Source organism: Nesterenkonia sedimenti (assembly GCF_012641515.1).
GTDB lineage: Bacteria > Actinomycetota > Actinomycetes > Actinomycetales > Micrococcaceae > Nesterenkonia > Nesterenkonia sedimenti.
Genome location: NZ_JABAHY010000004.1, coordinates 15272 through 40487 on the forward strand (window position 1 = coordinate 15272; position 25216 = coordinate 40487).

At 64.9% G+C, this 25216-nt stretch carries 28 protein-coding genes and 1 riboswitch; of the genes, 12 read left to right on the top strand and 16 right to left on the bottom strand.

What is annotated here, in order from left to right; all coding sequences use genetic code 11:
• Positions 1-2 precede the first annotated feature (2 nt).
• The 12 genes from HGQ17_RS05655 to paaI form a co-directional block, all read right to left on the bottom strand.
• On the bottom strand, positions 3-911 hold the full coding sequence (locus HGQ17_RS05655) for a prephenate dehydratase (RefSeq protein ID WP_168887006.1): 909 nt from the start codon (positions 909-911) through the stop codon (positions 3-5).
• A complete protein-coding gene (locus HGQ17_RS05660) occupies positions 908-1876 on the bottom strand; it encodes a TAXI family TRAP transporter solute-binding subunit (protein ID WP_168887007.1) in 969 nt (322 codons plus the stop codon). The genes HGQ17_RS05655 and HGQ17_RS05660 overlap by 4 nt, the downstream gene beginning before the upstream one ends.
• A gap of 8 nt (positions 1877-1884) precedes the next feature.
• Positions 1885-3855, bottom strand: coding sequence for a TRAP transporter permease (locus HGQ17_RS05665; RefSeq protein ID WP_168887008.1), 1971 nt, complete (start codon positions 3853-3855; stop codon positions 1885-1887).
• A gap of 153 nt (positions 3856-4008) precedes the next feature.
• Positions 4009-4779 carry an enoyl-CoA hydratase/isomerase family protein gene (locus tag HGQ17_RS05670; RefSeq protein ID WP_168887009.1) on the bottom strand — a complete coding sequence of 257 codons (771 nt, stop codon included), beginning with the start codon at positions 4777-4779 and terminating at the stop codon, positions 4009-4011.
• Positions 4780-4802: 23 nt separating this feature from the next.
• Positions 4803-5984 carry a 1,2-phenylacetyl-CoA epoxidase subunit PaaE gene (gene paaE / locus HGQ17_RS05675; RefSeq protein WP_168887010.1) on the bottom strand — a complete coding sequence of 394 codons (1182 nt, stop codon included), beginning with the start codon at positions 5982-5984 and terminating at the stop codon, positions 4803-4805.
• Positions 5984-6541 (bottom strand): 1,2-phenylacetyl-CoA epoxidase subunit PaaD, encoded by a 558-nt coding sequence (paaD, locus tag HGQ17_RS05680; RefSeq protein ID WP_407670755.1) that lies wholly within the window; start codon positions 6539-6541, stop codon positions 5984-5986. The genes paaE and paaD overlap by 1 nt, the downstream gene beginning before the upstream one ends.
• A gap of 12 nt (positions 6542-6553) precedes the next feature.
• Complete coding sequence (gene paaC, locus HGQ17_RS05685) at positions 6554-7444, bottom strand: 1,2-phenylacetyl-CoA epoxidase subunit PaaC (protein WP_168887011.1); 891 nt, start codon at positions 7442-7444, stop codon at positions 6554-6556.
• Positions 7441-7794, bottom strand: coding sequence for a 1,2-phenylacetyl-CoA epoxidase subunit PaaB (gene paaB / locus HGQ17_RS05690; protein WP_168887012.1), 354 nt, complete (start codon positions 7792-7794; stop codon positions 7441-7443). Before paaB ends, paaC begins: the two co-directional genes overlap by 4 nt.
• A 52-nt stretch (positions 7795-7846) precedes the next feature.
• Positions 7847-8887 (bottom strand): 1,2-phenylacetyl-CoA epoxidase subunit PaaA, encoded by a 1041-nt coding sequence (paaA, locus tag HGQ17_RS05695; RefSeq protein WP_168887013.1) that lies wholly within the window; start codon positions 8885-8887, stop codon positions 7847-7849.
• A 90-nt stretch (positions 8888-8977) separates the two neighbouring features.
• Positions 8978-9604 carry a TetR/AcrR family transcriptional regulator gene (locus HGQ17_RS05700; RefSeq protein WP_168887014.1) on the bottom strand — a complete coding sequence of 209 codons (627 nt, stop codon included), beginning with the start codon at positions 9602-9604 and terminating at the stop codon, positions 8978-8980.
• A 23-nt stretch (positions 9605-9627) separates the two neighbouring features.
• On the bottom strand, positions 9628-11016 hold the full coding sequence (locus HGQ17_RS05705; RefSeq protein ID WP_168887015.1) for a phenylacetate--CoA ligase family protein: 1389 nt from the start codon (positions 11014-11016) through the stop codon (positions 9628-9630).
• 14 nt (positions 11017-11030) lie between these two features.
• On the bottom strand, positions 11031-11444 hold the full coding sequence (paaI, locus tag HGQ17_RS05710; RefSeq protein WP_229503356.1) for a hydroxyphenylacetyl-CoA thioesterase PaaI: 414 nt from the start codon (positions 11442-11444) through the stop codon (positions 11031-11033).
• A 198-nt stretch (positions 11445-11642) separates the two neighbouring features.
• Here paaI and gluQRS point away from each other — a divergent pair, with 198 nt between their 5' ends.
• The 6 genes from gluQRS to HGQ17_RS05740 all read left to right on the top strand — a co-directional run bounded on the left by gluQRS (position 11643) and on the right by HGQ17_RS05740 (position 17289).
• Complete coding sequence (gene gluQRS / locus HGQ17_RS05715) at positions 11643-12539, top strand: tRNA glutamyl-Q(34) synthetase GluQRS (RefSeq protein WP_168887017.1); 897 nt, start codon at positions 11643-11645, stop codon at positions 12537-12539.
• 40 nt (positions 12540-12579) lie between these two features.
• Positions 12580-12697: riboswitch (SAM riboswitch) on the top strand.
• A 47-nt stretch (positions 12698-12744) separates the two neighbouring features.
• Positions 12745-14091, top strand: coding sequence for an O-acetylhomoserine aminocarboxypropyltransferase/cysteine synthase family protein (locus tag HGQ17_RS05720; protein WP_168887018.1), 1347 nt, complete (start codon positions 12745-12747; stop codon positions 14089-14091).
• Between the two features lie 3 nt (positions 14092-14094).
• Positions 14095-15252: a homoserine O-acetyltransferase MetX gene (metX, locus tag HGQ17_RS05725; RefSeq protein ID WP_168887019.1), complete on the top strand. Its 1158-nt coding sequence runs from the start codon at positions 14095-14097 to the stop codon at positions 15250-15252.
• 55 nt (positions 15253-15307) lie between these two features.
• Positions 15308-15481 carry a hypothetical protein gene (locus tag HGQ17_RS05730; protein WP_168887020.1) on the top strand — a complete coding sequence of 58 codons (174 nt, stop codon included), beginning with the start codon at positions 15308-15310 and terminating at the stop codon, positions 15479-15481.
• 66 nt (positions 15482-15547) lie between these two features.
• Complete coding sequence (locus HGQ17_RS05735) at positions 15548-17026, top strand: amidohydrolase family protein (protein WP_168887021.1); 1479 nt, start codon at positions 15548-15550, stop codon at positions 17024-17026.
• The gene (locus HGQ17_RS05740) at positions 17023-17289 is read left to right on the top strand and encodes a helix-turn-helix domain-containing protein (RefSeq protein WP_168887022.1); all 267 of its coding nucleotides are present in this window, start codon (positions 17023-17025) and stop codon (positions 17287-17289) included. The genes HGQ17_RS05735 and HGQ17_RS05740 overlap by 4 nt, the downstream gene beginning before the upstream one ends.
• Positions 17290-17291: 2 nt before the next feature.
• On the opposite strand, the gene HGQ17_RS05745 is transcribed toward HGQ17_RS05740, so the two are convergent.
• Both HGQ17_RS05745 and moaA read right to left on the bottom strand, forming a co-directional pair.
• A complete protein-coding gene (locus HGQ17_RS05745) occupies positions 17292-17546 on the bottom strand; it encodes a MoaD/ThiS family protein (protein WP_168887023.1) in 255 nt (84 codons plus the stop codon).
• Between the two features lies 1 nt (position 17547).
• The gene (moaA, locus tag HGQ17_RS05750; protein ID WP_168887024.1) at positions 17548-18654 is read right to left on the bottom strand and encodes a GTP 3',8-cyclase MoaA; all 1107 of its coding nucleotides are present in this window, start codon (positions 18652-18654) and stop codon (positions 17548-17550) included.
• On the opposite strand from moaA, the gene HGQ17_RS05755 reads away from it, so the two are divergent.
• From HGQ17_RS05755 to HGQ17_RS05765, 3 genes are read left to right on the top strand one after another with little or no spacing between them, the layout of a single operon-like run.
• Complete coding sequence (locus HGQ17_RS05755; protein WP_168887025.1) at positions 18653-19987, top strand: molybdopterin molybdotransferase MoeA; 1335 nt, start codon at positions 18653-18655, stop codon at positions 19985-19987. The genes moaA and HGQ17_RS05755 overlap by 2 nt on opposite strands.
• Positions 19984-20466, top strand: coding sequence for a cyclic pyranopterin monophosphate synthase MoaC (gene moaC, locus HGQ17_RS05760; protein ID WP_168887026.1), 483 nt, complete (start codon positions 19984-19986; stop codon positions 20464-20466). Before HGQ17_RS05755 ends, moaC begins: the two co-directional genes overlap by 4 nt.
• Entirely contained in the window at positions 20463-20882 is a 420-nt protein-coding gene (locus HGQ17_RS05765) for a molybdenum cofactor biosynthesis protein MoaE (protein WP_168887027.1), read from the top strand. The genes moaC and HGQ17_RS05765 overlap by 4 nt, the downstream gene beginning before the upstream one ends.
• 14 nt (positions 20883-20896) lie before the next feature.
• Here HGQ17_RS05765 and HGQ17_RS05770 read toward each other — a convergent pair whose 3' ends face one another.
• Positions 20897-21793: an SGNH/GDSL hydrolase family protein gene (locus tag HGQ17_RS05770; protein ID WP_324615200.1), complete on the bottom strand. Its 897-nt coding sequence runs from the start codon at positions 21791-21793 to the stop codon at positions 20897-20899.
• A 60-nt stretch (positions 21794-21853) separates the two neighbouring features.
• Here HGQ17_RS05770 and HGQ17_RS05775 point away from each other — a divergent pair, with 60 nt between their 5' ends.
• Entirely contained in the window at positions 21854-22516 is a 663-nt protein-coding gene (locus HGQ17_RS05775; RefSeq protein WP_168887029.1) for an alpha/beta hydrolase, read from the top strand.
• A gap of 14 nt (positions 22517-22530) precedes the next feature.
• Here the strand turns inward: HGQ17_RS05775 and HGQ17_RS05780 are convergent, their stop codons facing one another.
• Positions 22531-22773, bottom strand: a complete 243-nt coding sequence (locus tag HGQ17_RS05780) for an RNA-binding S4 domain-containing protein (protein ID WP_168887030.1) — start codon at positions 22771-22773, stop codon at positions 22531-22533.
• A 23-nt stretch (positions 22774-22796) separates the two neighbouring features.
• Between HGQ17_RS05780 and HGQ17_RS05785 the strand changes: the two genes are divergently transcribed.
• On the top strand, positions 22797-23774 hold the full coding sequence (locus HGQ17_RS05785; protein WP_168887031.1) for a DMT family transporter: 978 nt from the start codon (positions 22797-22799) through the stop codon (positions 23772-23774).
• 1 nt (position 23775) lies between these two features.
• Positions 23776-25164, top strand: coding sequence for a glycine--tRNA ligase (locus tag HGQ17_RS05790; RefSeq protein WP_407670756.1), 1389 nt, complete (start codon positions 23776-23778; stop codon positions 25162-25164).
• The last annotated feature ends 52 nt before the right edge of the window (positions 25165-25216 follow it).

Genomic DNA, 25216 nt, shown 5'->3' on the forward strand with positions numbered 1-25216 from the left:
GTTCAGGGCACCCTGAGGTAGGTGTCGAGGACAACGTATTCGGAGTCCGGGGTGGGGTCCACAGGATCGGCGGGGAGCTCGCCGCCGGTGCGCCAATCCATGAACACGTTGTACTCGCCCATATAACCGGGCTTCGGCAGGGAGTAGCAGCCGGCCAGCTCCCAGCCCTGACCCTGCTGGATCTCGGCGAGGGCGGCAGGGACTGAGGCGAGACTGGGACTCAGGGCTGAGTGATAGGTCAGCGCACGCGCCTCGGCGGCGGCACCCTGGTAGCCGGTCGCCGTCGTGCTCCTGCGCGAGACCACCATGAACCGGGTCTGATTGAAGGGGTTGTCCTCCACTGAGGCGGCCAGTCGGGTCAGGCCGAAGCGATCTCCGATATTGCGGTGGCCGATGGCGGCATAAGCCTCACCGGCAGCCTCACGCACCAGTCGCCCGGCCTCTGCGGTACTGTCCACCGGAACCCAATCAGCCTTCGGATACACCCGGTCCAGGTACTTCCGGCACTGCCGCAGCGCCTGCCAATGGGAGAAGATCTTCACCGGCTTCTGCCCGACCTCGGCAAGCTCGGGCAGGGTGAACAGATGCTGCGAGACATCGCTGACCACATCATGGGTGATCTCCCAGCTGCGCTGCTGCCAACCACGGGCCAAGATATCCCAGAAATCCGGGACGACGCCGCCGGTGGAGTTCTCCACCGGAACTACCGCATGATCGGCGGCACCGGAGGCCAGCGAGGCCAGGCAGTCACTGATGGTGTTCTGCGGCAGCCGGTGGAAATCCCGGTCCTCGAAGATGTAGTCGACCACGCTTTCGGAGAAGGTCCCCTCAGGCCCCAGAAAGCTGATCCGGGGCCCCTGGGATCCGGACTTCTCACTGGCCGCGGCAGCCTGGTCGAGAATCTGGCTCACAGCTGGCCGTTCTCCTCGTAATACTCGGCGGCCCCGTCATGGAGGGGAACCTCACCGAGGTCCTGGGCGGCGGCGTCGGGGTCGATCTGCTCCACCACGCTCTGCTCATCCAGCTGGTTCAGGTTCTCCCAGAAGGCCTCCGTAAGCTGATAGGCCAGCTCATCATCCATATCCTCATCAACCAGCAGCAGCATCTTGATCGAGATCGTCTCGATATCCTCAGGCTGGTTGTCATAGGTATCGGCTTCAATGGTGAACTCGTTGTACCAGGGGTACTCATCCATCAGCTGATCCCGCTCGGAGCCGTCAATGGGCAGCAGCTCGCCGCCGACGGTGGAGGTCATCTCAGTCACCGCAGCATTGGGCAGGCCCGCCTGGATCAGGGCGCCGTCGACCTGACGGTTGCGCATGAGGTCGATGGCCTCATCGAAGCTGACGAAATTGGCGTTGATCCCATCGGGGTAGTCCACCCCGTAGACCGGCAGGATGGCGCGGGCCTCAACCTCCGGGGTGCTTCCGGTGGCACCGGGGGCGAAGTTCCGGCCCTCGAGATCAGCGATGGAGCCGATCCCTTCATCGGAGCGGACCACCAGCTGGTTGGGGTTCTCGTAGAGACCGGCTAGAACCCGCAGGCCCTCGTACTCCCGGTCCTCGAAAGTGCCCTCACCGTGCAGAGCCTCATAGGCGATCCCGGCAGTGGCGAAGGTGATATCAGCATCACCGCTGGCCATCAGATTGAGGTTCTCCACCCCACCATTGGAAGCCTCGGAGGAGACGCTGACTCCCTCCAGCTCCGAGTTCCAGAGATTGGCCATGGAGGCGCCCAGCGGATAGATCACACCCGTGGTGCTGGCAGTGGGGAACCGCAGATCCCCCGCATCGGCGCCGCCATCGCCGCCCTCACAGGCGGTCAGGGCCAGAGCGGAGACGCAGAGGGCAGCCAGTGGTGCTGAGTGCTTTCTCATCGGTGGGGTTACCTTTCTTTCGAAGCGGACTTGGTGCTTCTGGTGGTGATGGTCAACTGGATGATCACAGCGACTGCGGCCAGCCCCAGGCCGATGAGGCTGGTCAGCTGGCCCGGGATCAACAGCAGTGCGCCTGCGGTGAAGACGCCCAGGCGAAGCAGCAGGTTCAGCGAGCCCAGCAGCCACCCCTGGAGCCCGGCAGTCATCAGGATCACTGTGGCAATGGCCGAGACGGCAGGGACGAGGCTCGCTGCGAGGTCATCGGCATCCAACAGCAGCTGCGGGTTGTAGATGAAGGTGAACGGCAGGATGAAGCCGATGAGGCCGACCTTGACCGCGGTCAGCGATACCTTGGTCTCATCCTCCTGGGCGATACCGGCGGCGATATAGGAGGCCAGGGCAACCGGCGGGGTGATATTCGACAGGGAGGCGAAGAACAGGATGAACATATGGGCTGCCAAGGGCTCCACCCCGGCGTCGGTCAGGATCGGAGCGCCCACCGCGGCGACGATCACATAGGCGGCGACTCCAGGTACACCCATACCCAGGATGATGCTCATAACCATCACCAGTGCAGCGGCGATGAAAAGGGAGTCTCCGGTGAAATCAGCGATGAAGAACCCGAGGTTCAAGCCCAGCCCAGTCAGGGACACCACCCCGATGATCACACCGATGACCATGCAGGCCACACCCACACCGATGGCGCTGCGGGCACCCTCCTCCAGGGACTTCAGAATGGCCTTCGGTCCCATTCCGCCCGATGGCCGGATCCAAGAGGCGGCCACAGCACAGACAATGCCCACCACCCCGGCGAAGAGCGGGGTGTAACCCATCAGCAGCAGGACCACCAGGATGATCAGCGGCAGGGAAAGATGACCCTTCTGTTTGATCACCTCGAAGGCCCGGGGAAGGTTCTCCCGTGAGATGCCGGTCAGCCCCTGTCGTTTGGCCTCGAAGTGGACCACCAGCAGCACCGCGAGATAGTAGAGCAGTGCCGGCAGAACAGCCGCCAGCATCACCACCACATAGGGCAGGCCGAGGTATTCAGCCATCACGAAGCCCACCGCGCCCATCACCGGGGGAGCGAACTGGCCGCCGGTGGAGGCCACCGCCTCGACAGCCGCCGCCATTCGGGGGCTGTAGCCATTGCGTTTCATCAGCGGGATGGTGATGGATCCGGTGGTGGCCACATTGGCCAGGGCACTGCCATTGATCGTGCCGGTCATCGCACTGGCGATTACGGCCACCTTCGCCGGGCCGCCGGGGGAGTGGCCGGTGATGGCCAGAGAGATATCACTGATGAAATCGCTGAACCCGCTGTACTTCAGGAAGACCCCGAAGACGATGAAGACGAAGACGAAGGTCGCCGAAACTCCGATGGCGATGCCGAAGATGCCCTGGCTGCCCCAGAAGAGCTGCTGGGTCAGCCGGTCCATGGAATAGCCGGCATGACCGAAAACCCCACTGATATAGCTGCCCAGGAAGGCATAGAGCAGGAAGATCGCGGCCAGTATCGCGAGGTTGCGCACCACCCGGCGGGCAGCCTCAAGGGCGACGACGACGCCCAGGATGCCCATCACGTAGTCGGTGGGATCCAGGAACCCTCCCCGCAGTGCGATCTGCTCGTACTCACGCAGGAAATACAGGAAGGGAACGGTGGCGACCACCGCCAGGACCACATCGAAGATGGTGACGTACTTGCTGCGGGTCCAGCCGGCCTTGAAGGGCCGGAAGATCAGGAAGGTCAGCAGGACCAGGAAGACGATATGCCAGCCGCGCAGGTTCATCGCACCCATGCCGGTGATATTGGCCGCCAGCTGGAAGACCGACCAGATGATGGCGATAGTGGCGACGATCAGCCCGGAGATACGCCCGAAGTGTCGTTTGGCATCAGTGCCCAGGGCCTCCTGAGCGGAAGTCCCGGCAGTGACATCCCCGAGATCCTTAGCCGGATCGGGTAACTGTGCCGTCTTCGCCATGTATCGTCACCAAGGGTCGTAAGGTTGGGCTCGCAGACGTGAGCGGGGTCACGTGGAGCAGAGGACAACAACACACTACTGACCGAAGGAATTGGCGGTACCTCGGCGCGAGTGATGTCTCAATCTGTGGACATCATAGTTTGGCATATACCTCTAGCGGGCGTGAAAACTGGGCTTGCGCTTCTCCTGGAAGGCGGCGAAACCCTCCGCGTAGTCCTCAGTGTCACAGAGTGCGGCCTGAGCCCGGTTCTCCGCATCCAGGGATTCCCACAGACCGATCCGTTCATCGCGGATCTGGGCCACCAGCTTCTTCGACTCCCGGAAGGCAAGGGTCGCTCCGGAGGCAGCCTTCTGTGCTTTACTGCGGCTGAACTCCACCAGCTCATCAGCCGGCGCCGCCCGGGAGAAGAGACCGGCCGAGACTGCCTCGGCACCGGAGATCAGCTCGGCGGTGTAGATCAGATCCAGGGTCCGGTGGGCACCAAGCCGCTCGACGAACAGGGCATGGCCGCCGGAGTCCAGAGTGGCTCCCAGTGAAGCAAAGGGGGAGCCGATTTTGGCGTCCTCGGCCACGTAGACGACATCGGTTGCGATGGCCAGCCCCAGTCCCACGCCCAGGCAGGGGCCGTGGACTGCGGCGAAGGTCGGTGCCGGGAACTGAGCCATTCGGCGCAGCAGTGGGGTGACCTTTCCGCCGAGGTAACCCAGGACATCGTCATCGGCTGGGGTGACTCCGGAGATGTCACGACCGGCGCAGAAGCCGCGGCCCTCACCGCGCAGCAGCAGGGCACGGACCCCGGCTGACTCCGCCTCCTGATAGGCCTCATCAAGTTCGGCCAGCGCTGACTCATTCAGGGAGTTCAGCTTCTTGGGGGCGTTGAGCACGACCTCGGCGAGGCCATTGTCGATGCTGAGGTCAATCATGGCTTGCTCCGCTTCTTTCGGTATCAGGCGTCGTAGTCCACCACGAGGGTGTCCGAGGTGGGTCGGGTCTGACAGGTCAGCACATAGCCCTTGGCGACCTCATCGGCCTCCAGGGCGTAGTTCTCGTCCATTTCGAAGTCCCCGGCGACCACTTTGGCCCGGCAGGTTCCACACACACCGCCGGCACAGGCGAAAGGCACATCAGAACGCTCACGCAGGGCGGCATTGAGCACTGTCTCACCCGAGGAGACCGGGGAGTCCACCTGGCCGGTGAGGCCATCGAGGGTGAACTCGATGCGGCGGGTCTCGCCGCTGGTGTCGGTCTCCACCCGGCGGCCCTGCTGACCAGCGGGCCGGTCGGGGCGACCAGTGGTGAACAGTTCGAAGCGAACCTTCTCTGAGGGGATCTCCCGTTCGGACAGTTCATCCCGGACCAGCTGGACCAGTTCGAAGGGCCCACAGAGGAACCACTCATCGGCCTCCTGGGTGCGCAGCACATGCTCCAGCAGGGTGGAGAGCTTCTCGTCATCGATCCGGCCGGTCAGCAGGGGGTTGAGCCGCTGCTCCCGGGAGAGCACATGGTGAACCGCGAACCGGGAGGGGTAGCGGTCCTTGAGGTCACCGATCTCCTCGGCGAACATCACATCCCCGGCAGAACGGTTCGCGTAGACCAGATCGAAGCTGGCCTCCGGTGAGGCAGTGAGCACCGAGCGGGCGATGGCCATAATCGGAGTGATCCCGGAACCGGCGGCGAAGGCGATCAGCTTGGCATCGGGCCGGCGGGCCAGCGCATCCTCGGCCAGCTCCTCGGGTCGGTTCATCGAGGTGATGGCGGTCTTGGAGACGAAAGCGCCCGAGGGGTTCATCACCTCGAGGGTGTCGCCGGGTTTGAGCTGCTCATTGGCCCAGGTGGAGAACACTCCACCGATATCGCGTTTGATCGCCACCCGGATCTCCCCGGGAACAGGCTCGGTGCAGATGGAGTAGGACCGCCGCAGCTCCTGGCCGTCGATCTCTGCCCGTAGGGCCACATACTGGCCCGGGGCGTAGTCGAAATCGTCCTGGAGCTCCTCGGGAATGGCGAAGGTGACCTCCACCGAATCCGAGGTCAGCCGCCGAACCTCGGCGACCTCCAGTGTGTTGAAAGTGGCCCGACGGCGTGCCGGGGCAGCGGCCTCCTCGGCCGAGGGAGTCTCTACGGTCATTACAGCACCTTGAAGTAGTCGAAGGGTTCCAGGCAGCTGCGGCACTGGTACAGGGCTTTACATGCGGTGGAGCCGAACCGGGCCAGCTCCTTGGTCTGCAGGGAGTCACAGCGGGGGCATTTCACGCTCAGTCCCACCGAGATGGGGCCATTGCGCACGGGGGCGGAGCCGCTGGGCGGGGTGATCCCGTATTCACGCAGCTTCCGTTTGCCCTCCTCGGTCATCCAGTCGGTGGTCCAGGCCGGCTTCAGGACAGTCTGAACCTGGACGGGGGCATAGCCCTTGGCGTGCAGGGCAGCAGTGAGGTCCTCAGTGATGGTGTCCATAGCCGGGCATCCGGAATAGGTCGGGGTGATGACCACGATGGCGCCGCCGTCCTCAGTGCTGGCGGCTGCGCGCAGGATGCCCAGATCAGCAATGCTGAGCACTGGGATCTCGGGGTCGTTGACTGTGGCGGCAATATCCCAGACCTCGGCATCGGCGGGGGCCGATGGCCGGATGCCATTGGGGTCCAGCTCAGCAGTGGTGACCGGCTGGGCGGCGTTGGTGGAAGCCACAGTCTCCTCCTCTCACCAGGTAGCGCCGGGGTGTTGGCGGGCCAGCACCTGCATCTCGGCCAGAATGTAGCCGCGCTGCTCGGAGAACCGGCCACTGCGATCAGCACCATAGGCACCCTTGATCGACGGCACCGGCAGCCCGGCCTGTTCGATCACCGCGGTCAGCCGTTCCATTNCCGGCAGCCCGGCCTGTTCGATCACCGCGGTCAGCCGTTCCATTACCGGTTCGCGCAGGGTCGAGGGCAGCACTGCCACACCGGCAGCGGCAAGCTCCTTGGTGGGCTCGACGTCGTTGAACAGCTCATCGATATAGGGCCAGACATCCTCGAGCCCGGTCCGCATCCGGCGGTGCGACTCCTCGGTGCCACCGCCGAGGCGGATAACCCACTGGGCGGCGTGATCCTGGTGGTAGTCCACCTCTTTGAGGGCCTTATCCGCGATGGCGGCCAGGGTCTCATCGGTGGAGTCCACCAGGCGGCTGTAGAGCTCATGGGCGTAGAAGCTGAAGATCAGCTGCCGGGCGATAGTCCGGGCGAAATCACCGTTCTCCTGCTCGACCAGACGGGCCGAACGGAACTGCTCCTCATCTCGGAAATAGGCCAGATCATCCTCGGACTTATCCCAGGCGGTGCCGGCATATGAGAGGAAGAACCGGGCGTGCCCCAGCAGATCCAGGGCGATATTGCCCAGGGCGATATCCTCCTCCAGCTCCGGGGCCCGGGAGATCCAGTGCCCCAGCCTCTGGGCCAGGATCAGGGAGTCATCGCCGAGGATCAGCGCATAGTTTGCGGTGGTCTCATCGGTGCTGGCCCCACTTGCCTGCAGCTCCTCGGGGGTGATGGCCTCGCCCACTGAGATCCGGGTGGCCGAATCCTGGGCGGTGAAGCCTGCTGCGCTGCTCATAGGTGGGGCACCCCTTCGGACTGCTTGTAGTAGGTCGCATGCCGGAAGGCCTTACCCTGCGGGGATTCGAAAAAGCCACCTTTGGAATCGGGGTCCGAGGCGGTGATCTCCGCGGCCGGGACGACCCAGATGGAGGTCCCCTCATTGCGCCGGGTGTAGAGATCCCGGGCATTGCGCACGGCCATGGTGGCATCGGGTGCATGCAGGGAGCCGGCGTGGACATGGGAGAGACCGCGGGAGTTGCGAACGAAGACTTCCCACAGCGGCCAGGCGCTGCGATCAGCGGGGTCGACGGCGACCACGCCGCCTTCCGGGATCTCTTCAGTGCCGTTGGGGGTCTGCTCCGGCATAGGGGACCTCTTCTCTGTCAGTGAAGGAATGTCAGTGGGGTGGGGGAGGGGATCAGGCGCTCAGCAGTGCCGACTGCTCAGCCTGCTCCTCCTGCTTGGCTACATAGGCGGCTGCGGCCTCGCGGACCCAGGCGCCCTCATCGCGGGCCTTGCGGTAGTGGATCAGGCGCTGATGGTTCAACGGGCCGTTGCCCTTGACCACGCTGAAGAACTCATCCCAGTCCAGTTCACCGAAGTCGTAGTGGCCACGCTCTTCGTTCCACTTCAGCTCGGGATCCGGCAGGGTCAGGCCCAGGGCCTCGGCCTGCGGGACGATCATGTCCACAAAGCGCTGGCGCAGCTCATCATTGGAGAAGCGCTTGATGTTCCACGCCATGGACTGCTGGGAGTTCGGGGACTCATCATCGGGCGGGCCGAACATCTGCAGGGCGGGACCGTAGAAACGGTTCACCGCATCCTGGGCCATCTGCTTCTGCGCTTCGGTGCCGTGGGAGAGGGTGTAGAGGATCTCCCAGCCCTGACGCTGGTGGAAGGACTCCTCCTTGCAGACCCGGACCATGGCCCGGCCATAGGGGCCGTAGCTTGCCCGGCACAGCGGGACCTGGTTGGTGATGGCCGCGCCGTCGACCAGCCAGCCGATAGCTCCCACATCGGCCCAGGTGCGTGCGGGGTAGTTGAAGATCGAGGAGTACTTGGCCTTACCGGTGTAGAGCTGGTCATACATCTCATCCCGGGAGGTGCCCAGGGTCTCGGCCGCGGAGTAGAGGTAGAGCCCATGGCCGGCCTCATCCTGGACCTTGGCCATCAGAATGGCCTTGCGCTTCAGAGAGGGAGCGCGGGTGATCCAGTTGCCCTCGGGCTGCATGCCGATGATCTCGGAGTGGGCATGCTGGGAGACCTGGCGAACCAGTGTCTTGCGGTAGTTATTGGGCATCCAGTCCCGCGGCTCGACGCGCTTATCCTCGGCGATCAGCTCCTGGAAGCGCTCCCAGCCCACACGGGCCTCATCGGCTGCCCGCTGGGCATCCGCGCTGATCTGATCGGTGGTGGACTCACCGTCTACAGCCTGCAGCTGTGGTTTCTCTGCGGACATTCTCCAACCTCCTGAATTACTGACCGTTCGTTCAGTATATACGAGTTATGTGAGGCGTACAACACCCTGGAGGAACCAGATCTGGGCAGCTCAGCCCTTCCGCAGCCCGCCCAGCAGCAGTCCACTGACTGTCTGTGCCAGGGGAGCGGCACCCTCGGCCCGTTCTGGGCGGAACCAATCCACAATGGAGTTGACCATGCCCATGGCCAGCCGGGAGGCAGTCCGGGCGTCGATATCGCTGCGGATATCACCGTCTTGCTGTGCCTGGTCGATCAGCTGGGCGATCCGCAGGGTGATCTCACGACGACGCCGCAGTGCTGCAGTCTCCAGCTCCGAGTTGCCCCGTAAGCGCAGCAGCAGGGTTACATAGGGCAGTGAGCGGGTGAGCACATTCACCGATTCGGTGATGATCGCCTCCAGCTCCTCGATGGCCCGGAGGTCCTGGGCGGCGGCGCTGGCCACTACCTCCTCCAGTTCGGCCAAAGAGTGGCTGAGGGCGGCGTCGAGGATCTCTTCCTTGGACTTCACATGGTGATAGATAGCGGATTTGGAGATCCCCAGCTCCTCCGCGAGTGCACCCATGGACGTGGCCTCATAGCCGCGGCGGTTGAAGACCTCCACACAGACCCGCACCAGGGAGTCGCGGTCGTATCCCGGGCGGCCCCGCTTGGCCGGCTTACTGGTTGAGGCAGTGGCGGTGGTATCGGTGCTCGTCATTCGATCCACGCTAGCGGATCGACTCACTTCGGCCGCTTGTCGTAGACCCGGCGCAGTTTGCCCGAGGAGCGGGCCAGGGTATCCGGTTCGGCCAGATTGATCTGGCAGCTGGAGCCGATCTTGACCTTGATCTGCCGGCCCAGTTCGGCTGCAGCCTGCTCGGCCTGCTCCCGTGGGGTCTCCGGGCGGCGTTCGATATGGACGGTCATCTGGTCCATACGGTTCAGCCGGGTCAGTTCCAGCTGGAAATGCGGGGAGAGTCCCTCGATGCCCAGTGCGATCTCCTCGATCTGGGTGGGGAAGAGATTGACCCCGCGCAGGATGATCATGTCATCGCTGCGCCCGGTGATCCGGCCCATCCGCCGGTGGCCGCTGCGCTCAGTACCGGGCAGCAGGCGGGTGAGGTCATGGGTGCGGTAACGGATGATCGGCAGGGCCTCTTTGGTCAGGGTGGTGAAGACCAGCTCCCCGTGGTGACCCAGCGGCAGGACCTCCTCGGTCATGGGGTCGATGATCTCTGGGCGGAAGTGGTCCTCCCAGAGGGTGCAGCCATCCTGATTGGCCCAGGACTCACCGCCGACGCCGGGGCCCATCACCTCGGAGAGGCCGTAGATATCGCAGGCTTTGATGTTGAAGGCCTGCTCAATCTCATGGCGCATCTCCTCGGTCCAGGGCTCGGCGCCCAGAACGCCGATCTCCAGGGAGGACTCCCGTGGGTCCAGGCCGGCATTGCGGAAGGCATCGGCCAGGGCCAGCAGATAGGTGGGGGTGCAGAGGATCACCCGGGGTTTGAAGTCCTGGATGAGCTGGATCTGCTTCTCGGTCTGCCCGCCTGACATCGGGATCACCGTGGCTCCGAGCTTCTCGATCCCGTAATGGGCGCCCAGGCCTCCGGTGAACAGTCCATAGCCATAGGCGTTATGCACGATATCCCCGGGCCTGACCCCCGAGTAGCGCAGGCAGCGGGCCAGCAGGGTCGCCCAACGGTCAATATCGCCCTCGGTATAGCCGACCACTGTCGGCTTGCCGGTGGTGCCGGAGGAGGCGTGGATCCGGCGGACCTCATCCATGGGGACGGCGAAAGATTTGAAAGGATAGGCGTTGCGCAGGAACTCCTTATCCGTGAAGGGGAACTTCGCCAAATCTTCCAGGGACTGCAGGTCATCGGGGCCCACGCCATGGGCGTCGTAGAGCTCGCGATAGGCGTCGATATTGTCATAGGCGTGCCGGAGGGTCGCCTGCAGCCGCTTGAGCTGAATGGCCTCAATCTCTTCGGTGCTCAGCAGCTCCGCGGCGTCGGGCTTTGCTCGATTGGTCGGGGCCAGTTCGGTGGCGGCGATGGCGGCGGCAACTGCGTTGCGCGGCTGCTGCCCACCGGTGGCGGAGGTCTCTGGGGCAGTGGCGATGCTCATGGGTGTACTACCTCTCAGTTCGAAAGCGGGACGGTTCGGGAACGGCCGCGGAAGACAGCAATGGTGTCTTCTCCGCGGGTGACGGTGACGTCGTAGACCCCGCTGCGCCCGGTCTGGGAGACCAGTCGGGCCTCGGCGATCAGCTCGTCGCCGTTGAAAGCGGCTTTCAGGAAGTTGATATCCGCCCCGGAGGCCACGGTGATCCTGCCCTCCTCACCCTCGGGGTTATTGCAGGCCATGGCGAAGCAGGTATCGGCCAGGGTGAAGATCATGCCCCCATGGGCGATATCGAAGCCGTTGCACATCTCCGGGCGAACGGTCATCCGCAGTTTGGCGTGGCCGACCTCGGCCAGCAGAACCTCCCCGCCGAGCCAGGCGGTACACCGGTCGGTCTCCAGCATTTTGTGGTGCGGGCCGCCGGCTGGCATATGCACCCCTTCATACGTGGCAGCCGCTGCGGGGCTGGTGTCTGTCATGGGGGCTCCTCAATGGGTGCGTCGAATAGCGTCGACCGAATTCCAGACCAATCGGTCAGTAAACAACTGAAGCACCAGCAGTACTGTGATGTCAAGCACACGGATCCCAGCAGCGGCAGCCGGTCCAGGTGCCGGTCTACAGTGGAGGTCATGCCTGCCGGACGCTATGCTCCCAGCCCCTCAGGAGACCTCCATCTGGGCAATCTCCGCACCGCCCTGCTGGCCTGGCTCTTCGCCCGGGCCAGTGGGCGCAAACTGCTGCTGCGCTATGAGGATCTCGACGCCGGCCGGACCGTTGAGGGCTCCGATAACCGGCAGTGGCAGGATATGACCGCTCTGGGCATCACCTTCCATGAGCAGCCGGTCTACCAGTCCCAACGCGGCAAAGAGTACGACGACGCCCTCACGCAGCTGCGTGAGCGGGGAATGGTCTATGAGTGTTTCTGCACCCGCCGGGAGATCCAGGAGGCGCCACGGGCCCCGCATGCGCCACCGGGGGCCTATCCGGGCAGCTGTCGACAGCTCAGTGAGGCCGAACGCGCTCGCCGTCGCCAGGAACGAAACCCCGCCCTGAGGCTGCTGGCCGGAGTTGATGAGTACACGGTGGAGGATCAGCTGCTGGGGCCTATCACTGCCGGGGTGGATGATTTTGTGCTGGTCCGCAATGACGGGGCAGCCGCCTATAACCTCGCCGTCGTCGTCGATGATCAGCTCACCGGGGTGGACCAGGTGGTCCGCGCCGATGACCTCGCCGACTCCGCACCCCGGCAGGCCTATCTGCGTGGGCTGCTCTACGGGTCCGACGCGGCCGAGGCTGTCAGCTATGCCCATGTTCCCCTGGTGGTCAATGGTGAGGGCAAGCGCCTGGCCAAACGCGATGGGGCTGTCACCCTGGCTGAATTGGCCGAGCAAGGGATCAGCCCCGAGGAAGTCAGGGATCAGCTGCTGGGCTCCCTCGGGCTCCCAGCAGGCGACCTCCAACAGGCCCTGGAGGCATTCGACCCCCAGGCCCTGCCCCGGGACCCCTGGGTCTGGTCTCCGGCCTGAACTTGCGAAGACGCGTGTTGATCAGCAAACTATGTAATGAGGTCAAGAGTGCCACTGCAAAACCCCGGTTTGGTGGCCGGCAACCCTCCAGTTCGCGGTGGGGTGCCCCGGGTGACGACCTGGCCGGACGGAAAACCCCGTCCCGGCAAGCGCGGACCTTCACTGGCTCCCAGTGCAGGTCTTTGAGACCCCTTGGAGCATCACCATGAGTGACACCATTGGCACCAGCCAACCCAAATTCGAGACCCTGCAGATCCACGCCGGTGTTGAGCCGGACCCCGGCTCAGGGGCACGGGCCCTGCCCATCCAGCAGAGCACCAGCTTCGTCTTCCCCAGCACTGAGGCCGCGGCCAAACGCTTCGGCCTCGAGGAACTGGGTCCCATCTATTCCCGACTGACGAACCCCACAGTGGAGGCTGTCGAGAATAAGATCGCCGCCCTCGAAGTCGGGGTCGGGGCCCTGGCAGTGGGCTCCGGGCAGGCTGCAACCACCCTGGCGCTGCTGAACATCGCAGAGGCCGGCAGCCATGTCGTGGCCTCGCCCTCCCTCTACGGCGGAACCCAGAACCTCTTCAAGCACACTCTGCCGAAGTTCGGCATCGAGGTCAGCTTCGTCGAAGACCCCGATGACCCCGAATCCTGGCGGGCCGCGATCCAGGAGAACACGGCAGCGTTCTTCGCCGAGACCATCGCCAACCCACGCACCGACATCCTCGATATCGAGACTGTGGCCGGGGTTGCCCACGAATACGGTGCCCCGCTGATCGTGGACAACACCCTGGCCACCCCGTATCTGCTGCGGCCGATCGACTTCGGCGCCGATGTGGTGGTCCACTCCGCCACCAAATTCCTCGGCGGGCACGGTACAGCCATTGCCGGCGTCGTCGTCGATTCCGGAAAGTTCGACTACGGGGCCTACCCCGAGCGGTTCCCCGGCTTCAGCCAGCCCGATGAGTCCTACCACGGCCTGGTCTTCGGCCGCGATCTCGGACCGGAGGGGATCTTCGGGGTCAACCTCTCCTATATCCTCAAGGCGCGGGTGCAGCTGCTGCGCGATATTGGGCCTGCCCTGTCTCCGCATAACGCCTTCGAGATCAACCTCGGTCTGGAGACTCTGAGTCTGCGCGTGGAACGCCATGTGGCCAATGCCCAGAGGGTCGCCGAGTTCCTGGATGCCCATGAGGCCGTCCGGGCGGTCCACTACTCCGGTCTGGCCGATAATCCCTGGTACAGCCGGGGCCAGAAATACCTCCCCAAGGGTGTTGGTGCGGTGCTGAGCTTCGAGGTCTATGGCGAAACTGCCGAGGAGCAGGCCAGCCGCGGTCAGGCGCTGGTCGATGCTCTTGAGCTGCATTCCCTGGTGGCCAATGTCGGTGATGTCCGCTCCCTGGCCATCCACCCAGCCTCGACCACCCACCGTCAGCTCAGCGAGGCCGATCAGCTGGCCGCAGGGGTCAAACCTGGGCTCGTCCGGCTCTCCGTGGGCCTGGAGCATATCGACGATATCCTCGCCGACCTCGACCAGGCGCTGGCGGCAGCGCCCAAGGCCTAAGCCATGGCCAGCGATCAGCTTTTGGAACGCCCCGGCGGCCTGCGCAACGACTTCGGCATCCGCCCCGACGGCGCGCTGAAGACCTACGAGGCCGGCAGCTTCCGTTTTGAAACCGGCGGCCACCTGCCTCAGGTGACCCTGGCCTATGAGACCTGGGGTCAGCTCAATGCCGCAGGGGATAACGCCGTGCTGGTCGCACACGCCCTGACCGGGGATACCCATGTGGCCTCATCCCCGGAGGATCCCGGGATCGGCTGGTGGGAAGGACTGCTGGGCCATGGCCGGCCCATCGATACCGATAAATGGTTCGTGATCGCACCGGCTATGGTCGGCGGCTGCTACGGCTCCACGGGACCGGCCTCGGCCGATCCCGAGGGGCATCCCTGGGGCTCACGGTTCCCCTTTGTGACCATCCGGGATGCGGTCCACCTGGAGCGCCGGCTGCTGGAGCACCTTGGGGTGACCCGGCTGCATGCAGTGGTCGGCGGTTCTATGGGTGGTGCCCGGGCCCTGGAATGGGCGGCGACCTATCCGGAGTTCGTCGGCGGCGTCGGGGTCTTCGCCTGTGGGGCAGCGGCCACCGCTGAGCAGATCGCCTTCGGTCAGGCCCAGGTCGAGGCGATCCGCAATGACCCCTTCTTCAACGGTGGGGACTACTATCCGGGGCCGGTTCCCGAGGCAGGTTTGGGCTTGGCCCGCCGGATTGCGCATATCACCTACCGCTCGGAAGCGGAGCTGCAGGGCCGGTTCGGTCGGGCACCCCAGGGGGCGGAGGACCCCTTTGACGGGGTCCAGCTGGCGGGTCCGCAGTCCCGCAGCGGGCGGTATCAGGTGGAGTCCTATCTGGACCATCAGGCCGCGAAACTGACCAAACGTTTCGACCCCAATGCCTATATCACCCTGGCCGAGGCGCTGATGAGCCACGATATCGGCCGAGGCCGCGGGGGAGTCCACGCTGCCCTGGGCCGGATCAGCGCTCAGCCGTTCTTGGCTGCGGTGAACACTGATCGGCTCTACTTCCCGCATCAGTCCCAGGAGATCGCCCAGGGCATCCCCGGGGAGCATCCGGTCCATCTGATCGACTCCCCGATCGGCCACGATGGATTCCTGACCTCCGCTGAACAGCTGGGAACCGAGATCCGCCAGACCCTCGGACTGTAGGGGATACTGACCGGGGGAGTTCCGCTGTGGCGGATTGGTGCGTACGCTAAGTGACATGACTGAGCACACACAGCCGCATCAGATCCGCCATGAGGATTCCGGCACACCATCTGATGAGCATCGCCCCGGTGACCCCTCACCGTGTCCGGCCACACCCTCTGCGCCAGCCGCTATGGGCGGGATGGCCACCGGCCCGATCCCTGTGGTACGGCGGAAGCAGAACCGCTGAACCTTGATATCCACTGTGAACACGTAGGCAACGTTGCTGAAATAACTCCTTCGTACAGTGAGGCGCATGACAGTGCGCCACCTCATCGCCGAGCAGGTCCTCCTGCAGGAGGGGCTGTCCGCGGCGCACATCGAGATCCGCGATGACGGCACAATTCGCCGCATCCGGACCATCGACGCCGGTGACACCCACCACCAGGCCGCTATTGTGCGAGCCCGTGAGGTCTCCGCCGGATCCGGTATCGAACTGCTGGGATCCCGACAGGTACTGCTGCCCGGGGCAGTGGACACCTCCGTGCGGCTCAGCGAACCTGGACGCAGCCGATGGGAAGGTTTCACCACCGGAACAATGGCAGCGGCCCTGGGCGGGGTCACCACACTCATCGATGCCCCCTCCGGTTCACTTCCCCCCACGACAGGTGTCGCATCACTGGAGGCCAAACGCCGGGCCGCCGCCGGTAAGACCTATGTGGACACCGGGTTCTTCGGCGGAATCGTCCCCGGCAACACCGATGAGCTCGAACCACTCTGGGAGGCCGGGGCACTGGGTTTCGTCGCGCATCTGGGCGGCACGGGGCTGCCGGAATTTCCCCGGGTCAGCCTCATTCAGCTCAGGGAGGCCATGCAGCGGGTCCGCCGGTTCGGAGGGCTGATCGCCGTCCACCCGGAGGAGGAACAGAGCCTCAGCTCAGCTGAACGAGGAACCCGCCGGGGGAGCCGACGTATACGCAGCTACTCCGACTGGGCAGCAGCCCGCCCGCCCGCGGCAGAACTGGCGGGAGTCCACGGGATCATCGATGCGGTCCGGGAGACCGGATGCCGCACCCATGTCCAGGAGGTGACAACTGTCGCTGCAGTTGAAGCCATCCACGGCGCCCAACAGGAGGGTCTGCCGCTCAGCGCCGGCACAGTTGCCCATTACCTCTGTTTCGCCGCCGAGCAGATCCCCGATGCATCGGCAGCATCATTCACCGCCTATCCGCCGATCCGCAGTGCGGCCGAACGCGAAGGCCTGTGGGACGGACTGCAGGAAGGAATCCTCTCCGTGGTCGCCAGTGGGCACACTCCGGTCACTAAGGATGAGAAATACCGCCACCGGGGAGACCATCTGAGCGGTTCCCGCCCCGGAGTCTCGGGCCTGCAGGTCAGCTTCGCTGCCGTGGCAAGTGCAGCCGCCGACCGAGGAATCGGACTGGCAGAGGTCAGCCGGTGGACCGCCACCACCCCCGCCCGACTGCTGGGCCTGCCCAAGGGGAAGATCACCAGCGGCCACCGGGCCGACTTCCTGATCTTCGACCCCGAACAGACCCATGTGGTCTCAGCCGGGGGACTGGCCCATAAGAATCCCATCACCGCCTATGAGCGTTACGAGATTCACGGCACGGTCGTTGGAGCCGTGGTGGGCGGAACAGTGTTGTTCAACGCCCAGGATGCCACCTCCGCACTGCGCAGCGCAGGGGAGCTGATCCACAACTATGGTGCACCGGCGCAGGACAGCCCCAAGGTGCACCGACGGGGCCATCTGCGGGCGGTGAACGCCTCATGAGCCAGACCAGGGGAGCCGGCACCGAACGCCGCAATGGAGTCCAATCAGTGGAGCGGGCCCTAGAGATCGTCACCGTCATCGCAGGCCGCGGCGGCAACGCGACCCTGAGCGAATTGGCCTCGGCCACCGATCTGCCTGCCGCTACAGTCCACCGGCTGCTGCGGACGATGATCTCGGCCGGCTACCTCAAACAGCTGCAGGACCGCAGCTATGGGCTCAGCCTCAAATTCGTACCCATCGGCGAAGCCGCCCGCGGCCGGTAGGTCTACCCGCCGGCGAAGGGCGGAAGGACATCGACGACGTCGCCTGCTGCCACCGTGCCCTTTTCCACCGGAGTGCGGGTGCCGTTGACCAGGAAACTCGACTGGCGACAGACCCGCTGAAGGGATTCACCCCGCTGAGAGAGCTCCTCGAGGACTTCGGCCAGCGGCCGCGAGGGCTTCTCCAGCTGCACAGTAAGCTCATGGGTGCCGGCAGCATCGGCAGCAGCGGCATAGAGCCGGATGGTCAGCGTAGACATCTCAGCCTCCGATCGCAGACATCGAGCGGTCCGGGCGGGTGAAGCCCGGCAGATCGAAACCGGGACGATCAGTGCCATGGGCGGCCGGTTTGGCCCACATAGCCTCAGCCCAACGTTGAGCAATCTGCTCATCAGTCGCCCCCTGACGCAGCAGATCCATGAGATCAGTCTCCTCGCGGGAGAACAGGCAGCTCATCACCCGGCCCTCGGCGGTGATCCGGGTCCTGGTGCAGGCAGCGCAGAATGGTTCGGTGACACTGGCGATAATGCCCACCCGGCCCAGAACAGGTGCCGAGGCGTCGTCGTCGATCTCACGGACATCAAAACGCTCCGCCGGAGCCCCACCGCGGTCCTCATCCGTTGGGCTCAACCGGTAGCTGCGGCTGAGCAGCTCACGGGTCTCGGCAGCAGTCACCGTGGCCTCACGCTGCCAGGTCTTCTCCGCCTCCAGGGGCATCTGCTCAATGAACCGCAGTTCGAAACCGTTCTTCAGGGACCAGGCCAGCAGATCCGGGGCCTGAGCATCATTGACCCCTTTGACCAGCACCGCGTTGATCTTCAAAGGGGTCAGCCCAACCTCAGCAGCGGCATTGACCCCGCGTAGCACTGCCGGCAGCTGATCCCGCCGGGTCAGCTGGGCGAAAGTCTCCCGGTGGACCGAGTCCAGAGAGATATTGACCCTGGTCAGACCCGCATCCTTCAGTGCCTGCGCGCGCTTATCCAGGCCGATCGCATTGGTGGTCAGAGCCACCGGAAGCTCAGGGTGATCAGCACGGATACCGGCGATCACATCCTCGAGGTCCTTACGCACCAGGGGCTCACCCCCAGTCAGGCGCAGCTCGCCGATGCCGAGGAGATCGACGCCGATCCGCACCAGGCGGCGGACTTCCTCAGCCGATAGCAGTTGATCCTTGGCCAGCCAGGGCAGCCCATCGGCGGGCATGCAGTAGGTGCAGCGCAGATTGCATTTATCGATCAGGGAGAGGCGCATATCCGTGGCGCGGCGGCCGAACCGATCCAGCAGACCATCTTCGAAGCTCAGGTCCTCGGGAGGCTGTTCTGGCACAGGGATCACCCGGGGATCGGGGAGCGCTACCCTGGAACCCATGACTGTCCATTCTACGCCCCAGCGCCAGCCGGCACAGCCCAATGGGCAGCAGCCGGGTCGGCGCGCCGGTGTAGATGAGCATATCGACAGGCTGCACCGTCTCCTGGCCCCGGTGCTGCAGAACCGGGAGTCGATAACTCTCGACGTCGACCAAGGCCCCGGCGGCCGACTGGTCAGTGCCGCCGAGGTGAAATCCCCGGTGCCGCTGCCGGGCTTCGACAACTCCCAGATGGACGGCTTCGCCCTGCGGCTGAGCGATCTCGTCGCCGCCGGCGATGAGGGAGCCTCACCCCGACTGCGATTGGCTGGGATAGTCCCTGCCGGAACTGCGGCCGCTGAGCTGGTGCCCGGGACCTGCCAGGCGGTGATGACCGGCTCGCCGATCCCTGCCGGGGCTGATGCGGTCATCCCCGTGGAGCGAACCGCCGATGGGTTCAGCGTCCTGGACGCTCATGCAGCCGGTGAGCACCCGTTTGTCCACTTCACCGAGCTTCAGGACCAAGACCTCCAGACCGGCCGATTCATCCGCACTGCCGGATCCGATCTTCAGCAGGGCGCGGTGATCCTGCAGGCCGGGGATGTCATGACCCCGGCGCGGTGGGGACTGCTGGCCGGCTGTGGGATCCGCGAAATCACCGCCCTGTCGCCGATCCGAACCCTGGTGGTCACCACCGGAGAAGAAGTCCAGGCCCCCGGTGAGCCCCTGGCCCCGGGACAGCTCTACGACGCCAGCCGGGCCCTGATCCGCGAGGCCTGCCAGGCATTCGGCCACCAGGTGGCCACAGCACGTGTCCCCAGTGATGAACCGGCCATCTTCATCCAGACCCTGGAGGCCCTGCAGCAGCAACACCAGCCGCAGCTGATCATCACCGCCGGAGGGATCAGCGCCGGTGCCTATGAGGTCGTCCGCCAGGGCCTTCAAGCCCGTGGAGTGGAATTCGGGTCGGTGGCACAGCAGCCCGGTGGCCCCCAGGGCTGGGGGCGGCTGGGGGATGCCGCCCTGGTGGCTATGCCCGGCAATCCGGTCAGCACCGCGGTGACCCTGCAGGTGCTGCTGCACCCAGTGTTGGCTGCGCTGGACCCGGCCTGCCCGCCCCAGCGCAGAGTCCTGGTGCATACCGCGGAGCAGCTGAGCTCACCGGCGGGGCTGCGCCAATACCGGCGCGTGCGGCTGCAGACCCCAGAGGATAGGGCAGTGGCAGAAGCCCATCCGGTGGGCGGGCCCAGCTCACATCTGCTGGCGCATCTGGCCGCCGCCGATGCCCTGCTGGAACTACGCGAAGACGATACTGAGGTCCCTGCGGGGACAGAACGGGAGGCCATCCTGCTATGAACCAGAAGCTCACCCATGTCCGCGGTGACGGCAGCGCCCAGATGGTTGATATCTCCGCCAAAGATGTCACCGAGCGTAAGGCAGCAGCCACCACGGTGGTCACCACTACCGAGGAGGTCACCGCCATGCTGGCGGAGAACTCCCTGGCCAAGGGAGATGCCCTGGGTACCGCGCGCATCGCCGGGATTATGGCCGCCAAACGCACCTCGGAACTGGTTCCGCTGTGCCACCCGCTGCCGATCGCCAAGGTCACCGTGGACCTCGAGGTTGATACCCCCAAGCCGGGGCAGGTGCTGATCACCGCCGAGGTCAAGACCACCGGCCGCACCGGAGTGGAGATGGAAGCCCTCACCGCCGCATCAGTGGCGGGGCTGACCCTCTACGACATGATCAAAGGTGTCCACCGCGAGGCCGTGATCACCGAGACCAAAGTCCTGGCCAAATCCGGAGGCGCCTCCGGGGACTGGAGCCGAGCATGACCACAGTCCACACCGCCATCTCCGAAACCGCCCTGGATCCCGCCCAGGCAGAGGAGGAGGCCTGGTCGGAGGAGTGCGGCGCCGTCGTCGTCTTCTCCGGAATTGTCCGGGACCACGATGGCGGCCGCTCGGTGAACCGGCTCAGCTACAGCGCCCATCCCAGCGCCGCGGATGTGCTGGCCGAAGTATGCCAGAGCATCAGCAGCCGGCACCCCGGGGTGCGGATCTGGGCCGCCCACCGGGTGGGGGATCTGGCCATCGGCGATCACGCCCTGGTGGCCGCCTGCGCATCAGCGCACCGGGCCGAGGCCTTCGCCGCCTGCGCGGAACTGGTCGAGGAGATCAAAGCCGAGGTGCCGATCTGGAAGAAGCAGTTCTACACCGACGGCAGCACCGACTGGGTCGGGATCCAGTAGCTACCCCTCGAGGCTCAGGGGGTGGACTCTTCAGATTCCTCGCTGCCGCCGCCTGGGGGCATAGACCCGCCGAAGAGCGGTTCGATATTCGGACGCTTAGCGGTGATGTTATCCCCGGAGGAGCGTCCACGTAGACGCCGCAGCACCCAGGGGAAGAGGTGATGCCGGGCCCAGACCGCATCATCGACCCGGGCCTCACGCCAGGACCGCTCCACCGGCGGCTGGGGCTGGACCGGATCCAGGTCATGAGGAACATTCAGAGTATCGAGCACCATCCGGGCGATCGTGTGATGCCCCAGGGCGGAGAAATGCAGCCGGTCCTCATCCCACATCTCCTTGGCGGTCAGCTCCCGCAGGCTCCACATATCGGCGACGACGGCGTCGTACCGTGCCGCGACAGTGCGCACATTCTCATTGAAGATCGCGACCTTGCCGCGGATTGAACCCATCACCGGGGTATCGCGGACATCCGGGCCGTTGAACAGCACGATGGTCGCCCCGGTAGTGGCCAGCAGCTGGACCATCGTGTCCAGGACCCGGGCGGTCTCATCGGGATCGGAACCGGGGCGAATAACGTCATTGCCACCGGCGCAGAGGGTGATCAGATCCGGTTTCAGCTCCAGGGCCGGGGCGATCTGCTCATCGCGGATCTGCCGGATCAACCGGCCGCGCACCGCGAGATTCGCATAGGCGAAGTTCTCGGTCCCATTGGCCAGCTCCTGGGCGATCCGGTCAGCCCATCCCCGGTGATACCCCGGACGGGAGGGATCCGGATCACCGATCCCCTCAGTGAAGGAGTCACCAAGGGCCACATACCGCTGCCACGGGTGTTTCGCGTGGGCGGGATCAGCCCCTTCGACGGTCTCGTATTCAGGTGCTGCGCTGGGGGTGGTGTCTTCGGTTCCGGTCACATCCTCATTGTGTATGAACTGACCAGTAACGTCCATTGCGAGGTCGATAGGGTGGTGCCTATGGCAACTGATTACACGGTGGAATGGTCCCGGTCCGAATCCGAGCGGGAAGGCACACCCCTGGCGGTGCTGCTGCACGGTTATGGGGCCAATGAGCAGGACCTCTTAGGTCTGGTTCCCGGACTGCCCCAGGAGTTCACCTACGCCAGCGTGCGCGCACCGGTGTCCATGGGCTTCGGCGCCTACACCTGGTTCGAACTGGATGTTGAGCGCCTGGCCTACTCCTCCAGTGCCGCCCGACAGGCGGTTGAGGACCTCTGGGAGTGGATCGACTCCGTGCGCGGCAACCACTCCTCGGTGACCCTGATCGGCTTCTCCATGGGAATGGCCATGGCCACCTCACTGCTGCGCACCCGGCCGGAGGCCTTCGCCGCCGTCGTCGGGCTCTCCGGATTTGCGGTGGACCCCAACCGCGGGGAGGAGCTGGAAGGCTATTTCGACGACGACGCCCTTGCCGCACAGAAGATCCCGTTCTTCTGGGGACGCGATCAGGAGGACCCCATCATCCCCGGTGAGCAGATCGACTACACCCACCGCTGGGCCAACCAGACGGTGAAGCTGACCAAGGTGCTCTACGCCGGGGCGGGCCACGGTGTGGTGCCCCAGGAGATCGGGCATATCAACGAGTTCCTCACCGCGACAGTGCTCAAGGGCCAGCGGTAGGGCAGCGCCCGGATTCAGGACTCGGAGGTGACCTCGAGGGTCGCTGAGGGGAGTCCGACTTCCTCGCCGTCGAAGACGACCCTCTGGCCGGGGCGGACCTGAGCCCCGCGCCGGGTCTCCACCTTGCCGTCGAGGGTGACCAGACCCTCGGCAATCACCTCACGGGCCACCACACCGTTCTCCACGGCACCGACCAGTTTCAGCAGCTGCCCCAGCCGAATGGACTCATCCCGGATGGGCACTTCGAAGGTCTCCATAAATCCAGACTACTGTTATCTCCATGACTGACAGCAATGCCGCACCGCGCTCGCCGCTGGTGTGGGCTTCACTGCTGCTGGTGATGCTCGCCGCGGGGATGGCCATCCCTGGTCAGGGGAGGGTCAACGCCGCCCTGGCAGCAGAGACCCAAGACCCCTATCTGGCCGCCGCGATCAGCTTCTCCACCGGTCTGATCGCCATCACCCTCATCGCAGCACTGACCCCCGGGGGTCGGCGCAGCATGGCCCGGATCCGTCCGGCCTTCCAGCGCGGCGAGGTCCGCTGGTGGTACCTGTTGGCCGGGTGTGCCGGTGCCTATTTCGTGTTGACCCAGACGCTGACCATCGGGCTGATCGGAGTGGCGGTCTTCACTGTGGCCGTGGTGACCGGCCAGACAGTGGGCGGACTGCTCTGGGACCGGATCGGCCTGGGACCGGCCGGTCGCAAACCGATCACCGGCTTCCGCGTCATCGGGGCGATCTTGACCGTGCTGGCGGTGCTCTGGTCAGTCTCACCGCAGCTGCGCGAGACCGAACATGAACTGCTGATCCTGCTGCTGTTGGTGGTCCTGCCCTTCTCCGGCGGCTTCCTCAACGCCGGCCAGCAGGCACTGAACGGCCGCCAATCCGCCGCCTACCGCAGCCCCATCCCCGCAACCTTCTTCAACTTCCTCTCCGGAACACTGCTGCTGTTACTGGTCTGGGCGGTGAAACTGATTCTCGACGGCGGGGTGCCCGGCCAGCTACCCACCCAATGGTGGTACTACATCGGCGGGCCCCTGGGCATCGTCTTCATCGCCCTGGGCGCGGTCTTGGTCACCAAAGTCGGGGTGCTGGTGGCCGCCATGGGCATGATCGCCGGTCAACTCTTGGGCGCCCTTCTGCTGGATCTGATGGCCCCGGCCCCGGGCTCGGTGGTGACCACCGCGACAGTGCTGGGCACCGTGCTGACTCTGGTCGCCGTCGTCGTCGCTTCTCTTCCCGACTTCCGACGACGGTAGGATGATTCCCATGCCTGAATCCACGCTCGACAAAGTCATCAACCTGGCCAAACGCCGCGGCTTCGTCTACCAGTCCGGTGAGATCTACGGCGGCTCCCGCTCCGCCTGGGACTACGGCCCGTTGGGCACGGAGCTGAAGGAGAACATCAAAGCCGAATGGTGGCAGACCTTCGTGCGTGGACGCGGGGATATGGTCGGGCTGGACTCGGCGATCATCCTGCCCTCGGCAGTGTGGAAGGCCTCCGGGCATGTCGATACCTTCACCGACCCCCTGGTCGAATGCACCCAGTGCCATAAGCGCCACCGCGAGGACCACCTCATTGAGGCCTTCGAGGAGAAGAAGGGCCGGGCCCCCGAGGGCGGTCTGGCTGAGGTGCCCTGCCCCGACTGCGGCACCAAGGGCAAGTTCACCGAACCCCGCGAATTCTCCGGACTGGTGAAGTCCTACCTGGGTGTTGTCGATGACGAATCCGGCCTGCACTACCTGCGCCCGGAGACCGCCCAGGGCATCTTCACCCAGTTCGCCAATGTGGTCACCACTGCCCGGAAGAAGCCTCCCTTCGGCATCGGCCAGATCGGTAAGGCCTTCCGCAATGAGATCACTCCGGGCAACTTCATCTTCCGCACCCGCGAGTTCGAGCAGATGGAGATCGAGTACTTTGTCCCGCCCGCTGAGGCCGGTGGGCACTTCGACAGCTGGGTGCAGGCCTGCGTTGCCTGGTTCACCGATCTCGGCCTGAACCCGGAGAACCTGCGTGAGTTCGATGTGCCGGCCGATGAGCGGGCCCACTACTCCGACCGGACCATCGACCTGGAGTACCGCTTCGGCTTCCCCGGCTCCGAATGGGGTGAGCTGATGGGTATCGCCAACCGCACCGATTACGACCTCGGCCAGCACATCGAGCACTCCGGCAAGGAGCTCTCCTACTTCGACCAGGCCTCCGGAGAGCGGTACGTGCCCTATGTGATCGAGCCCAGCTTCGGTCTGACTCGTTCAATGATGGCCTTCTTGGTGGACTCCTACGCCGAGGATGAGGCACCGAACACCAAGGGCGGTGTGGATGTGCGGACCGTGCTGAAACTGCACCCCAAACTGGCCCCGGTCAAGGCCGCGGTGCTGCCGCTGTCGAAGAAGCCTGAGCTGGCCGAGCCGGCCGGTAAGCTGGCCGATTCCCTGCGCAAGCATTGGAATATTGACTACGACGACGCCGGTGCCATCGGCCGCCGCTACCGCCGCCAGGACGAGATCGGCACACCCTTCTGCATCACCTTCGACTTCGACTCCCTGGAGGACCAGGCGGTCACCATCCGCGACCGCGATGAGATGACCCAGGAGCGGGTCAGCCTCGACCAGGTGCAGAGCTATCTGGCCGCCAAACTGCTGGGTTAGGAATCCCTTGGCCCCACACGCTTTGCGCGCGGGGGCAAAGGGGTCTACGCTA